This is a genomic window from Nocardioides jiangxiensis, from assembly GCF_030580915.1.
Classification (GTDB): domain Bacteria; phylum Actinomycetota; class Actinomycetes; order Propionibacteriales; family Nocardioidaceae; genus Nocardioides; species Nocardioides jiangxiensis.
In genome coordinates, this window is the sequence record NZ_JAUQTA010000002.1 from 699,847 (window position 1) to 713,034 (window position 13,188).

A 13,188-nucleotide genomic window follows, 5' to 3' on the forward strand; every position below is an offset into this window, starting at 1 on the left:
AGTCATGCATATGAGCAAGGTCAGGATCGCCGTCGCCGGAGCCAGCGGATACGCGGGCGGTGAGGTGCTGCGCCTGCTGCTCGGTCGGGACGACGTGGAGATCGGCGCGCTGACCGGCGGCTCCAACGCCGGCGAGAAGCTCGGCGTCCTCCAGCCGCACCTCGTCCCGCTCGCGGACCGAATCCTCGAACCGACGACGCCCGAGATCCTGGCGGGTCACGACGTCGTCTTCCTCGGCTTGCCGCACGGCCAGTCCGCCGAGATCGCCAACGCCCTGGGTGAGGACGTCGTCGTCATCGACTGCGGCGCCGACTTCCGGCTCACCGACGCGGGGGAGTGGGAGAAGTTCTACGGCGGCACGCACGCCGGCTCGTGGCCCTACGGCCTGCCCGAGCTCCCCGGCCAGCGGACCGAGCTGCAGGGCGCCAAGCGGATCGCCGTGCCCGGGTGCTACCCGACCGTGTCCACGCTGACCCTTGCCCCGGCGGTCGCCGACGGGCTGGTCACTCCGGACATCGTGGTCGTGGCCGCCTCCGGCACCTCAGGCGCCGGCAAGGCCCTCAAGGCGAACCTCCTCGGCTCCGAGGTCATGGGCAACGTCTCGGCGTACGGCGTCGGTGGCGTCCACCGGCACACGCCCGAGATCACGCAGAACCTGTCGCTCCTCACCAACGCCGACATCAACGTCAGCTTCACCCCGCTGCTGGTTCCGATGCCGCGGGGCATCCTCGCGACCTGCTCCGCCCCGGTCACGCCCGGCACGACGGCCCAGCAGGCGTACGACGCCTACGCGGCGTTCTACGCCGACGAGCCGTTCGTGACCGTGCTGCCGCAGGGCGTGTGGCCGCAGACCAAGAGCGTGCTCGGCTCCAACTCCGTGCACGTCCAGGTGACCGTCGACGACACCGCCGGCCGGCTGGTCGCCGTCGGCGCCGTCGACAACCTCGCCAAGGGCACCGCCGGCGCCGCCGTGCAGTGCATGAACCTCGCGCTGGGCCTTCCCGAGGGCACCGGCCTCACCACGATCGGACTGGCCCCGTGAGCGACCTCGACAACGACGGCATCCTCGACCTCGACACCGTGGCCGACGCGGTGCCTGCCTGGCAGCAGCAGGCCTTCACGCTGGCGGAGTACCCCGAGAAGCTCGCGCTCGTGAAGCTCGCGGCGGGTGCGGAGGTGCCGCGCTGGGCCGAGTCCAGCTCGATCTTCAGCATCACGGCGACCGCCACCGAGACCAGCCTGATCTGCGCCGGCCGGTCAGTGCCGACGAAGACGCCGAGCATCAAGCCGCTGATCGCGTTCCGGATCACCGGCGAGATCGACGAGGGCGCGATCGGCGTCCTGGCGGGCCTTCTGGTGCCGCTCGCCGAGATCGGCGTGCCGGCGTACACGTTCTCCACCTACGAGACCGACTGGATCATGGTCCGGGTGGTCGACGCGGCGAAGGCAGCGGAGGAGTGGCGACGACGAGGGCACACCGTTGCCGCCGCCGTCCCGATCAATCCTCCCAAGTCCTCCGCTGCTGCCAACCAGCAGAAGAAGGCCCCCCAGAAGGGCAAGAATCCCAAGTGAGCATCACGCACCCTGCCGGCTTCGTCGCCGCCGGCGTCGCCGCCGGCCTCAAGTCGAGCGGCGGCAAGGACCTCGCGCTGGTCGTCAACCAGGGCCCCACCTTCGACTCCGCCACCGTCTTCACCTCCAACCGCTGCAAGGCCAACCCGGTCCTGTGGTCGCAGGAGGTCGTCAAGGACGGCATCGTGAAGGCCGTCGTCCTCAACTCCGGCGGCGCCAACTGCTACACCGGCCCCGAGGGCTTCCAGACCACGCACGCCGTGGCCGAGAAGGTCGCCGAGAAGGTCGGGATCGGCGCGATCGACGTCGTCGTCTGCTCGACCGGACTGATCGGCCTGGCCAACGACCGCCAGCACCTGCTCGACGGCGTCGAGGCGGCGTACGCGGAGCTCAGCGCCGACGGCGGTGACGCGGCCAGCCGGGCGATCATGACCACGGACTCGGTCAACAAGCAGTTCGTCGTCGAGCGCGACGGCTGGTCCATCGGTGGCATGGCGAAGGGTGCGGGCATGCTCGCGCCGGCGCTGGCCACGATGCTGGTCGTCATCACGACCGATGCGATCGTCTCCGCTGCCGACCTCGACACGGCGCTGCGGGCGGCGACGCGGGTCTCCTTCGACCGGCTCGACTCCGACGGGTGCCAGTCGACCAACGACACGGTCACCCTGCTCGCCTCGGGAGCGAGCCGTGTGCAGCCGACCCTCGAGGAGTTCACCGAGGCGCTGACGGAGGCGTGCGTGAGCCTGGCGAAGCAGCTGCTCGCCGACGCCGAGGGCGCCGACCACGAGATCTCCATCGAGGTTGTCCACGCCGCGACCGAGGACGACGCGGTCGAGGTCGGCCGCTCGGTGGCGCGGTCCAACCTCTTCAAGGCGGCCGTCTTCGGCCGGGACCCCAACTGGGGCCGTGTCCTGGCGTCGGTCGGCACCACGCAGGCCGCCTTCGACCCGGCCGACCTCGACGTCGCCATCAACGGCGTGTGGGTCTGCAGGAGGTCCACACCTGCCGAGGACCCGGCCACCATCGACCTCGCCCCGCGGGCCGTCACGGTCACCATCGACCTCAAGGCCGGCGACCAGAGCGCCACGGTGTGGACCAACGACCTGACCCACGCCTACGTCCACGAGAACAGCGCGTACTCCTCATGAGCGACCTGAGCCCGAACAAGAACGCCCACGTCCTGGCCGGCGCGCTGCCCTGGCTGAAGCGGTACCACGGCAAGATCATCGTGGTGAAGTACGGTGGCAACGCCATGACCGACGAGGCCCTCAAGGTCGCCTTCGCCGAGGACATCGCCTTCCTGCGGCTGGCCGGCTTCAAGCCGGTCGTCGTGCACGGCGGTGGTCCCCAGATCTCGAAGATGCTCGACCGTCTCGCCATCAAGTCCGAGTTCCGGGGCGGTCTCCGGGTCACCACCCCCGAGGCGATGGACGTCGTCCGCATGGTGCTGGTCGGCCAGGTGCAGCGCGAGCTCGTCGGCCTGCTCAACCAGCACGGCCCGCTGGCCGTCGGCCTGTCCGGCGAGGACGCGGGCCTCTTCACCGCCACGCCGACCAACACCATCGTCGACGGCGAGGAGGTCGACCTCGGCCTCGTCGGCGAGGTCGCCAAGGTCCGGCCCGAGTCGGTCCTCGACCTCGTGGAGGCCGGCCGGATCCCGGTCATCTCGAGCGTGGCGCCCGACGAGAACGGCGTGGTGCACAACGTCAACGCCGACACGGCCGCTGCCGCGCTCGCCGCGGCGCTCGGTGCCGAGAAGCTGCTCGTCCTCACCGACGTGGAGGGCCTCTACCGCGACTGGCCGCACAGCGACGACGTGATCGGCGAGATCAGCCCCGAGGCGCTCGCCGAGATGATCCCGAGCCTGGCCTCCGGCATGGTCCCGAAGATGCAGGCCTGCCTCCAGGCGGTGCAGGACGGTGTCCCGCGGGCGACCGTGGTCGACGGGCGGGAGCCGCACGCGGTCCTGCTCGAGATCTTCACCGAGGAGGGTGTCGGCACCCAGGTGCTGCCCGGCGTCGAGACGAAGATCCGGCAGGCCAAGGCACCTGCCGTGGTGAAGGAGTCCTGATGACGCAGAGCTCGTCGAACGAGCAGTGGACCGAGCGCTACACCGGCTCGGTGATGAACACCTTCGGTACGCCGAAGCTCGTCCTGGTCAAGGGCGAGGGCGCCCGGGTCACCGACGCCGACGGCAAGGAGTACGTCGACCTGCTCGGCGGTATCGCCGTCAACGCGCTCGGCCACGCCCACCCGGCGCTGGTCGCTGCCGTGACGGAGCAGCTGCAGACCCTCGGCCACATTTCGAACTTCTTCGCCAGCGCCCCGCAGGTCGAGCTCGCCGAGCGGCTCTGTCGGATGGTCGGTCACTCGGTGGACGCCGCAGAGGACACGAAGGTCTTCTTCACCAACTCCGGCGCCGAGGCCAACGAGGCCGCCTTCAAGCTCACCCGGCGTACCGGCCGCACGCACCTCGTGGCCACGGAGGGCGCCTTCCACGGCCGGACCATGGGCGCGCTCGCGCTGACCTCCAAGGAGGCCTACCGGGCGCCGTTCGAGCCGCTGCCGGGCGAGGTCACCTTCGTGCCGTACGGCGACGCCGAGGCGCTGGCGGCTGCGGTCACGGATCGGACCGCAGCCGTGATCATCGAGCCCGTCCAGGGTGAGGCCGGTGTGGTGATCCCGCCGCGCGACTACCTCGCCCAGGCGCGGCGCATCACCGCAGCAGCCGGTGCGCTGCTGTGGCTCGACGAGATCCAGACCGGCATCGGCCGGACCGGCAGCTGGCTCGCCTTCCAGAACGACGACCTCTGCGACGAGCTGCCCGCCGTCCCCGACATCGTGACCCTGGCCAAGGGCCTCGCCGGCGGCATCCCGATCGGCGCCTGCGTGGCGACGGGTGCCGCGGCGACGCTGCTCCAGCCGGGCAACCACGGTTCGACGTTCGCGGGCAACCCGATCGCTGCGGCTGCCGCGCTCGCCGTGCTCGACACGATCGAGAAGGACGGGCTGCTCGAGCACGTCGCGGCGGTCGGCGAGCGCCTCGCCGCAGGACTCGCCGCGGAGCCGCGGATCACCGAGGTGCGCGCGGCCGGCCTGCTCATCGGCGTCGACCTGGCTGACGGCATCGACTCCGCCGCCGTCGTCACGGCCGCGCTCGAGGCCGGCTTCATCCTCAACAACCCCACGCCCAACCGGCTGCGGTTCGCCCCGCCGCTCGTCCTCACCGATGCCGACGTCGACGCGTTCCTGGCTGCCCTGCCGGGGATCCTCGACGCGGCCCAGAAGGGAGCACAGGCATGACCCGGCACTTCCTCGCCGACGACGACCTCACCGCTGCCGAGCAGCAGCAGGTCCTCGCGATGGCGGCCTCGCTGAAGGCGGAGCCGTACTTCCTCAAGCCCCTCGAGGGCCCGCGCACGGTCGCGCTGATCTTCGACAAGCCGACCCTGCGCACCCAGGCGAGCTTCGCGGCCGGCATCGCCGAGCTCGGTGGTTTCCCGATGACGGTCGACGGCAACAAGGCCGGCATCGGCGTCCGCGAGTCCGTCGCCGACGTCGCCCGTGTCCTCGGCCGCCAGGCCAGCCAGATCGTGTGGCGCACCGACGCGCAGTCGAAGATCGAGGAGATGGCGCGGTACGCCGGTGTCCCGGTCGTCAACGCGCTGACCGACGACTTCCACCCGTGCCAGCTCCTCGCCGACCTGCTCACCATCTCCGAGCACAAGGGCGAGCTGGCCGGGCTGACCGCGACGTTCCTCGGCGACGGTGCCTGCAACATGGGCAACTCCTGGCTGCTCGCCGGGGCGCTCGCTGGCATGCACATCCGGATCTCGAGCCCCGAGGGCTACGAGCCGTCACAGGAGATGGTCGACCGGGCCAACAAGCTCGGCCAGGAGACCGGTGGCACCGGCGAGCTCGTCCGCGACCCGCAGGCCGCGGTCTCCGGCGCCGACGTCGTCATCACCGACACGTGGGTCTCGATGGGCAAGGAGGCCGAGGCCGCCGAGCGGCTCGCGGACCTCGCCCCCTATGCGCTGACGGCAGAGCTCCTGGCGGGTGCGAAGGCGGACGCCATCGTCATGCACTGCCTGCCGGCGTACCGGGGCAAGGAGATCGCCGCGGAGGTCCTCGACGGTCCGCAGAGCGTCATCTGGGACGAGGCCGAGAACCGCCGCCACGCCCAGAAGGCGATCCTGACGTTCCTGCAGGCAGCCCAGCAGGCCGACGGGCAGCAGGACTGACCATGCACGAGACCGCCCTCAAGCCGCTGACGAAGGCCGCTCGCCAGGCGCTCATCGTCGAGCTGCTCGGCACCCACGAGGTGAAGTCGCAGCCCGAGCTCGCCGAGCTGCTCGGCGAGCAGGGCCTGCACGTCACGCAGGCCACGCTCAGCCGTGACCTGGTGGAGCTGGACGCGGTCAAGGTGCGGGTCGCGTCCGGCGCGCTCGTGTACGCCGTTCCGGCCGAGGGCGGCGACCGGACCCCTGCCCCGGGCGAGGGCGCCGGCGCCGGTGCCACGCACCGCCTGTCGCGCCTCGCGTCCGAGCTCCTCGTGAGCGCCGAGGCCAGCGGCAACCTGGTCGTCCTGCGCACACCTCCGGGCGCCGCGCAGTTCCTCGCCGGCGCGATCGACCGCGCCGAGGTCCCCGATGTGCTGGGGACCATCGCGGGGGACGACACTGTCCTCGTGATCGCGCGCGCCCCCGACGGCAGCGCGCTCGCCAAGCACTTCACCTCCCTGGCCGACGGCCACCCCAGCAGCACCGACTGATCCGAAGAAGAAGGAACACGAACTTGAGCAAGGTCCTCACCTCCCTGCCCGTCGGCGAGAAGGTCGGCATCGCCTTCTCCGGAGGCCTCGACACGTCGGTCGCCGTCGCCTGGATGCGCGACAAGGGTGCGATCCCGTGCACCTACACCGCCGACATCGGCCAGCCCGACGAGCCGGACATCGCCGGCGTCCCCGCGCGCGCGAAGCAGTACGGCGCCGAGATCGCCCGTGCTGTGGACATCAAGCCGCAGCTGGTCGAGGAGGGCCTGGCCGCGCTCGCGTGCGGCGCCTTCCACATCCGCTCCGGGTCCAAGGCCTACTTCAACACCACGCCGCTGGGCCGCGCCGTCACCGGCACGATGCTGGTCCGGGCCATGCAGGCCGACGACGTCAACATCTGGGGCGACGGCTCGACGTACAAGGGCAACGACATCGAGCGGTTCTACCGCTACGGCCTGCTCGCCAACCCCGAGCTGCGGATCTACAAGCCGTGGCTCGACAACGACTTCGTCACCGAGCTCGGCGGCCGGCACGAGATGTCGGAGTGGCTGGTCGAGCACGGCCTGCCGTACCGCGACTCGACGGAGAAGGCCTACTCCACCGACGCCAACATCTGGGGCGCGACACACGAGGCGAAGATCCTCGAGCACCTCGACGTCTCGTTCGAGGTCGTCGAGCCGATCATGGGCGTGAAGTTCTGGGACCCGACCGTCGCGATCGAGACCGAGGACGTCGCCGTGACGTTCGAGGCCGGCCGACCGGTCGCCCTCAACGGCAAGCGCTACGACGACGCCGTCGCCCTGGTGCTCGAGGCGAACCGGATCGGCGGCCGCCACGGCCTCGGCATGTCCGACCAGATCGAGAACCGCATCATCGAGGCCAAGTCGCGCGGCATCTACGAGGCGCCGGGCATGGCGCTGCTCTTCGCGGCGTACGAGCGCCTGCTCAACGCGGTGCACAACGAGGACACCCTCGCCAACTACCACAACGAAGGCCGCAAGCTCGGTCGCCTGCTCTACGAGGGCCGCTGGCTCGACCCGCAGTCGCTCATGCTCCGCGAGTCGATCCAGCGCTGGATCGCCTCGCTCGTCACCGGCACCGTCACCCTGCGCCTGCGTCGCGGCGACGACTACACGATCGTGAAGACCGAGGGCGCGAACTTCTCCTACCACCCGGAGAAGCTCTCCATGGAGCGCGTCGAGAACGCCGCGTTCGGCCCGACCGACCGCATCGGCCAGCTGACCATGCGCAACCTCGACATCGCCGACTCGCGCGCCAAGCTCGAGCTGTACGCCGGCCAGCCGCTCGACCAGGGCACCGTCCTGGTGGAGAACGGCACGCTGTTCGGTGAGCTCCCGGCCGGTGGCTTCGACCAGATCGCGGTCTCCGCCGAGGTGGACCCGGCCGCGGAGGAGCTGCAGGACGAGGTCGCCTTCGAGAGCGGCACCGACTGATGTCTGCCGAGCACGGCACCAAGCAGGACGCGACCAACGAGGGCAAGCTCTGGGGCGGCCGTTTCGCCGGGGGTCCGTCGCCGGAGCTCGAGGCGCTCTCGCGCTCGACGCACTTCGACTGGCGCCTGGGCCTCTACGACATCGCCGGCTCGCACGCCCACGCCAAGGCGCTGGGCGCCGCCGGACTGCTGACCGCGGCCGACGAGGCCGAGATCCACCGCGGCCTCGATGTGCTGGCGCAGCGCTTCACCGACGGCTCGCTCCAGCCGGCCGAGTTCGACGAGGACGTCCACGGTGCCCTCGAGCGGCTCCTGCTGGAGGAGGTGGGAGCCGAGATCGGCGGCCGCCTCCGGGCGGGGCGGTCGCGCAACGACCAGATCGCCACGCTCTTCCGCTGCTACCTGCTCGACCACGCGGAGACGATCGCGGGCCAGGTGCTCGACCTGGTCGACGCCCTGACCGGTCAGGCCCGCTCGCACCTCGGCGCGATCATGCCCGGGCGCACGCACCTGCAGCACGCCCAGCCGGTCCTGCTGAGCCACCACCTGCTGGCCCACGCGTGGCCGCTGCTGCGCGACGTCGACCGGCTCAAGGACTGGCGTCAGCGGGTCATCGCGTCCTCGCCGTACGGCTCGGGCGCGCTCGCCGGCCAGACGCTCGGGCTCGACCCCGAGCTGGTCGCTGCCGAGCTGGGCTTCACCGGCTCGATCGCCAACTCGATCGACGGCACCGCGGCCCGTGACTTCGTCGCGGAGTTCGCCTTCGTCTGTGCACAGATCGGTGTCGACGTCTCCCGCATCGCCGAGGAGGTCATCCTCTGGTCGACGAAGGAGTTCGACTTCGCGAAGCTGCACGACTCCTGGTCGACGGGGTCGAGCATCATGCCGCAGAAGAAGAACCCGGACATCTCCGAGCTCGCCCGCGGCAAGGCGGGACGTCTGATCGGCAACCTGTCCGGCCTGCTGGCGACACTCAAGGCCCTCCCGCTCGCGTACAACCGCGACCTGCAGGAGGACAAGGAGCCGGTCTTCGACTCGGTCGACACGCTCGAGGTGCTGCTGCCGGCCTTCACCGGCCAGGTCGCGACGCTGACCTTCAACACGGCCCGCATGGCGGAGCTCGCGCCGCAGGGCTTCTCGCTCGCCACCGACATCGCCGAGTGGCTCGTGAAGCAGGGCACGCCGTTCCGGATCGCGCACGAGGTCGCCGGCGAGTGCGTCCAGGTCTGCGAGGCCCAGGACAAGGAGCTGGCCGACCTCACCGACGAGGAGTTCGCCGCGATCAACCCCGCGCTGACGCCCGCGGTCCGTGAAGTGCTCACCGTCGAGGGCTCCGTCGCCTCGCGCGACGGCCGCGGCGGCACCGCCCCGGTGCGCGTCGCCGAGCAGCTCGACGAGGTGGCCGCCGTAGTCTCTGGACATCGTGCCTGGCTCAGCTGATCTCTCCGTGCTGGAGCGGCCGGTCCTCGAGGCCGCGCCGCTCCTGCTCGGTGCCGTCCTGCGCCACGACGGGGTCGCCGTCCGGATCACCGAGGTCGAGGCGTACGCCGGCGAGGCCGACCCCGCCTCGCACGCCGGCCGCGGGATGACGCCGCGCAGCGCGGTGATGTTCGGACCGGCCGGCCACCTCTACGTGTACCTCGCCTACGGCGCGAACTTCTGCGCCAACGTCGTCACCGGGCCCGAGGGGGAGGCGAGCGCGGTGCTGCTCCGCGCCGGCGAGGTCATCGAGGGCCTCGAGCTCGCGCAGGCCCGTCGTGGCACCTCCGTGAAGCGTGAGCTGGCGCGCGGCCCGGGCCGGCTCTGCTCCGCCCTGGGCATCCGGCTCCGCGACAACCGCACCGACCTCCGGGTCGGGCCGGTGACGCTGGAGCTGGGCGTACCGGTCGACCCCGCGCTGGTGAGCACGGGCCCGCGTGTGGGCGTGAGCAAGGCTGCCGACGTGCCGTGGCGCTTCTGGCTCACCGGCGACCCGACGGTGTCGGCGTACCGCTCGGGCGCGAAGGGCTGACATGCGCCGCCTCGCAGCCGTGCTGGTCGCTGCCTTCCTCGTCGGGGGAGTGGCGCAGGCCTGGCTGTGGCGACTGGACGTCCAGGTGCTCACCGCGGCCGTCACCACGCAGTTCGCGTGGGCTCTGGTGCTGTACGCCGCCGGGTGGACCGCACCTCGCCGGTCCCGGTGGGCGGTGCTCTCGGGTGCCCTGGCCGGTGCCGTCCTGATCGGCAGCTACTACCTGTGCCAGGCGCTCGCCGACGGCGCCGCGTCGGCGACCGACCAGTTCGCGCAGTCGCGCGGGCCGGCCTGGGTGGCCGCGACGATCGCCGTGGGAGCGGTGCTGGGCCTGCTCGGCGGCTGGAGTGCGCGGGTCGGTCAGCGTCCGGTCCGGGCCGGGTTCGGACTGCTCACGATGGCGGCTGCGCTCGTGCTGGGCCCGCTGGTCCTCATCGGCCTGTACGGCGGTGACCTGCCCGCGACGGCGCGCATCGTCGTGCCTCTCGTCTACGGCGCGGTCGGGCTCGTCCTCGCTGCCCGTGCGGTACGCCGCGTACCCCGCCGCTGCCTGGTTCGTGCCGCCCTCGCTGCGGCTGCTGCCGGCGTGGTCGGGCTCGGGCTCCTGGTCCTCCTGATGACCCGGGTTCTCTACCGCACGTTCTGATGAGGCAGGCTTGTCCTGCACCATTGACGACTCGCTGAATGACTGAAAGGCCGATCGTGGCTGTCGACCCGAACCTGATCAACGACCTGGAGTGGCGGGGTCTCCTCGCCAACTCGACCGATCTCGACGCGCTCCGCGCCGAGCTCGCCGAGGGTCCGGTCCGGTTCTATGTCGGCTTCGACCCGACCGCGCCGAGCCTGCACCTGGGCAACCTCGTCCAGATCCTCACCGCCAAGCGCCTCCAGGACGCCGGCCATGTGCCGTACGCCCTCGTCGGTGGCGCGACCGGGATGATCGGCGACCCCAAGGAGTCCGGGGAGCGCACGCTCAACAGCCTCGACACCGTCAAGGACTGGGTCCGCCGTGTGCAGTCGCAGATCGAGCCGTTCCTCTCCTTCGAGGGCGACAACGCCGCGACGATGGTCAACAACTACGACTGGACCGCGCCGTTGTCGACCATCGACTTCCTGCGCGACATCGGCAAGCACTTCCCGGTCAACCGGATGCTGGCCCGCGACGTGGTGAAGTCCCGTCTCGAGCAGGGCATCTCCTTCACGGAGTTCTCCTACGTCCTGCTGCAGTCGATGGACTTCCTCGAGCTGTACAGGCAGCACGACGTGAAGCTCCAGTTCGGGGGCTCCGACCAGTGGGGCAACCTCACCGGTGGCGTGGAGCTGATCCGCCGTGCGACCGGCGGCAAGGCGCACGCGTTCTCGACGCCGCTCGTGACCAAGGCGGACGGCACCAAGTACGGCAAGACCGAGGGCGGCGCGCTCTGGCTGGACCCCGAGCTGATGAGCCCGTGGGCCTTCTACCAGTTCTGGCTCAACGTCGAGGACGTCAAGGTCGGCGAGCTGCTGCGCATCTTCACGTTCCTCACCCGCGAGGAGATCGAGGAGCTCGACGCCCAGACTGCCGAGAAGCCGTTCCTCCGCGCCGGGCAGAAGGCGCTCGCCGAGCACGTCACGACGCTGGTCCACGGTCGGGGCGAGACCGAGAAGATCAAGGCGGCCGCTGCCGCGCTCTTCGGTGGCGGCGACCTCCACTCTCTCTCCGTACCCACCCTCGCGGCCGCGTTGGGCGAGGCAGGGGCGGTGAAGCTCGAGAAGCCTGGCTCCATCGTGGAGCTCCTGGTCGCTTCCGGCCTGTCGAAGTCCAACGGCGAGGCCCGGCGCACGATCGCCGAGGGCGGCGCCTACCTCAACAACGAGCGCGTCGAGGACCCGGAGTTCGTGCCGGCCGAGTCCAACCTGATCGGCGGCTCGTGGCTGGTGCTGCGCCGCGGCAAGAAGAACCTCGCCGGTATCGAGATCGGCTGAACCCCGTGACGAAGGCGCTCCCCGGAGGCTGGCAGGACGACGTCCTGGCCCGCGCCGAGGAGCGCCTTCCGCGTTCCGTGTGGCGCTACGTCATGGCGACCGCGGGTGAAGGTCTGACCGACCGGGAGAACGCCGCCGCGTGGCGCCGGGTCCGCCTCGTTCCCCGCGTCCTGCGGGACGTTCGCAGCCTCGAGCTCGGCGTGCACCTGCACGGGGATGACTACCGGCTTCCTTTCGGCATCGCCCCGACCTCTCTCCAGCGGGCCGCAGATCCCGAGGGGGAGCTGGCGATGGCGCGCGCTGCCGCAGCGGCCGGCGTACCCCACGTGGTCTCGAGCAACGCCGGCCACCGCTTCGCCGACATCGCAGCGGCAGGTGGTCCCTGGTGGCTGCAGGCCTATGTGACCGCCGACCGCGACGACTGCCTGCCGATGCTCGAGGCGGCAGTCGCAGCGGGTGCGCGCGCCGTCGTGCTCACCGCCGACCTTCCCTTCCCCGGCACGAAGCACGACGTCGGTGACGACGACTTCGCCGACGTCGACCTCTCCTGGCACCGCGCGAACTACGACGGGCGGGCCCGCCGGACCCAACGGGGCGAGTGGGCGGCTGACCTTTCGGCGGCCGACATCGCGTGGCTGGGGGAGCAGACCGGCCTCCCGGTCGTGGTCAAGGGGGTGCTGCACCCCGTCGATGCCGAGCTCTGCGTCGACGCCGGTGCCTCCGCAGTCTGGGTGAGCAACCACGGCGGGCGACAGCTGGACCGTGCGGCGACGACGGCGGCCCTCCTCCCCGCGGTCGCCCGCTGCATCTCGGGTCGGGTGCCCCTGTACGTCGACGGCGGCGTGCGCGGCGGGGCCGACGTCCTGTCCGCGCTGTCCCTCGGGGCGGATGCCGTCTTCCTCGGTCGCCTTCCGCTCCTGGGGCTGGCGGCCGGCGGAGAGGAGCTACTGCGGCGGATCTTGCAGACGATCGAGTCCGAGCTGAGCGAGTACATGCGGCTCGCCGGGGCCCGGAACACGGCCGAAACCCGCGATCTGAGCGCCGAAATCGGCCAATTCCGCCTCTGACCTGCGGAAACGTCTGATGTGGCCGCGGTCACGCTGACCCGATTTGCAACACCGTCGAAACACCGTCTAATGTTTCACCTGTCGCCGGGAACGGCGGGAGGAACGGCCGAGAGGCCGGGCCGACCGGGTCCTGGCGAAAGTCTTCCCGAAGACACCTTGCGAAGTACGGGTTTGCCAGTCATGGCGGCCGGAAAAGTTCGCGAGTTGCTGTGCGCCGGGGAAGGCCACAATCCAAAGCCCCGCAGGGGAAGCAGGAAACTGCCAACCACGGTGCGCGCTGGATCCTTGAGAACTCAACAGTGTGCCAAAAGTCGACGAATTAATTTTACCCGTCCGACGTCTGCGC

At 70.8% G+C, this 13,188-nt stretch carries 13 protein-coding genes; all 13 read left to right on the top strand.

The genetic code is table 11. The annotated features are described in order from the left end of the window. Window positions 1–4 precede the first annotated feature (4 nt). Genes argC through Q5722_RS14925 form a run of 13 tightly spaced genes read left to right on the top strand, consistent with a single transcriptional unit; the run spans window position 5 to window position 12,842 of the window. Window positions 5–1,042, top strand: a complete 1,038-nt coding sequence (argC, locus tag Q5722_RS14865; protein WP_305029045.1) for an N-acetyl-gamma-glutamyl-phosphate reductase — start codon at window positions 5–7, stop codon at window positions 1,040–1,042. After that, on the top strand, window positions 1,039–1,572 hold the full coding sequence (locus Q5722_RS14870; RefSeq protein WP_305029046.1) for an ACT domain-containing protein: 534 nt from the start codon (window positions 1,039–1,041) through the stop codon (window positions 1,570–1,572). Before argC ends, Q5722_RS14870 begins: the two co-directional genes overlap by 4 nt. After that, window positions 1,569–2,720, top strand: coding sequence for a bifunctional glutamate N-acetyltransferase/amino-acid acetyltransferase ArgJ (gene argJ, locus Q5722_RS14875; RefSeq protein WP_305029047.1), 1,152 nt, complete (start codon window positions 1,569–1,571; stop codon window positions 2,718–2,720). Before Q5722_RS14870 ends, argJ begins: the two co-directional genes overlap by 4 nt. Continuing rightward, window positions 2,717–3,643 (top strand): acetylglutamate kinase, encoded by a 927-nt coding sequence (gene argB / locus Q5722_RS14880; RefSeq protein WP_305029048.1) that lies wholly within the window; start codon window positions 2,717–2,719, stop codon window positions 3,641–3,643. The genes argJ and argB overlap by 4 nt, the downstream gene beginning before the upstream one ends. Next, entirely contained in the window at window positions 3,643–4,875 is a 1,233-nt protein-coding gene (locus Q5722_RS14885; RefSeq protein ID WP_305029049.1) for an acetylornithine transaminase, read from the top strand. The genes argB and Q5722_RS14885 overlap by 1 nt, the downstream gene beginning before the upstream one ends. Next, window positions 4,872–5,816, top strand: coding sequence for an ornithine carbamoyltransferase (gene argF / locus Q5722_RS14890; protein ID WP_305029051.1), 945 nt, complete (start codon window positions 4,872–4,874; stop codon window positions 5,814–5,816). The genes Q5722_RS14885 and argF overlap by 4 nt, the downstream gene beginning before the upstream one ends. Window positions 5,817–5,818: 2 nt before the next feature. Continuing rightward, on the top strand, window positions 5,819–6,346 hold the full coding sequence (locus Q5722_RS14895) for an arginine repressor (RefSeq protein WP_305029052.1): 528 nt from the start codon (window positions 5,819–5,821) through the stop codon (window positions 6,344–6,346). Between the two features lie 23 nt (window positions 6,347–6,369). Continuing rightward, window positions 6,370–7,800, top strand: a complete 1,431-nt coding sequence (argG, locus tag Q5722_RS14900; RefSeq protein ID WP_305029053.1) for an argininosuccinate synthase — start codon at window positions 6,370–6,372, stop codon at window positions 7,798–7,800. Next, window positions 7,800–9,239 (top strand): argininosuccinate lyase, encoded by a 1,440-nt coding sequence (gene argH / locus Q5722_RS14905; protein ID WP_305029054.1) that lies wholly within the window; start codon window positions 7,800–7,802, stop codon window positions 9,237–9,239. Before argG ends, argH begins: the two co-directional genes overlap by 1 nt. After that, window positions 9,223–9,810: a DNA-3-methyladenine glycosylase gene (locus Q5722_RS14910; RefSeq protein ID WP_305029055.1), complete on the top strand. Its 588-nt coding sequence runs from the start codon at window positions 9,223–9,225 to the stop codon at window positions 9,808–9,810. The genes argH and Q5722_RS14910 overlap by 17 nt, the downstream gene beginning before the upstream one ends. A gap of 1 nt (window position 9,811) precedes the next feature. Continuing rightward, window positions 9,812–10,456: a hypothetical protein gene (locus Q5722_RS14915; protein WP_305029056.1), complete on the top strand. Its 645-nt coding sequence runs from the start codon at window positions 9,812–9,814 to the stop codon at window positions 10,454–10,456. A 38-nt stretch (window positions 10,457–10,494) separates the two neighbouring features. Continuing rightward, entirely contained in the window at window positions 10,495–11,775 is a 1,281-nt protein-coding gene (tyrS, locus tag Q5722_RS14920) for a tyrosine--tRNA ligase (RefSeq protein ID WP_305029057.1), read from the top strand. Window positions 11,776–11,780: 5 nt separating this feature from the next. Then, window positions 11,781–12,842, top strand: a complete 1,062-nt coding sequence (locus Q5722_RS14925; RefSeq protein WP_305029058.1) for an alpha-hydroxy-acid oxidizing protein — start codon at window positions 11,781–11,783, stop codon at window positions 12,840–12,842. Window positions 12,843–13,188 lie beyond the last annotated feature (346 nt).

What these genes read in the sequence shown, in the direction of transcription:
- argC (WP_305029045.1), top strand. Translation starts at nt 5, where the DNA reads ATGCATATGAGCAAGGTCAGGATCGCCGTCGCCGGAGCCAGCGGATAC.
- argB (WP_305029048.1), top strand. Translation starts at nt 2,717, where the DNA reads ATGAGCGACCTGAGCCCGAACAAGAACGCCCACGTCCTGGCCGGCGCG.
- Q5722_RS14885 (WP_305029049.1), top strand. Translation starts at nt 3,643, where the DNA reads ATGACGCAGAGCTCGTCGAACGAGCAGTGGACCGAGCGCTACACCGGC.
- argF (WP_305029051.1), top strand. Translation starts at nt 4,872, where the DNA reads ATGACCCGGCACTTCCTCGCCGACGACGACCTCACCGCTGCCGAGCAG.
- Q5722_RS14895 (WP_305029052.1), top strand. Translation starts at nt 5,819, where the DNA reads ATGCACGAGACCGCCCTCAAGCCGCTGACGAAGGCCGCTCGCCAGGCG.
- argH (WP_305029054.1), top strand. Translation starts at nt 7,800, where the DNA reads ATGTCTGCCGAGCACGGCACCAAGCAGGACGCGACCAACGAGGGCAAG.
- Q5722_RS14915 (WP_305029056.1), top strand. Translation starts at nt 9,812, where the DNA reads ATGCGCCGCCTCGCAGCCGTGCTGGTCGCTGCCTTCCTCGTCGGGGGA.
- tyrS (WP_305029057.1), top strand. Translation starts at nt 10,495, where the DNA reads ATGACTGAAAGGCCGATCGTGGCTGTCGACCCGAACCTGATCAACGAC.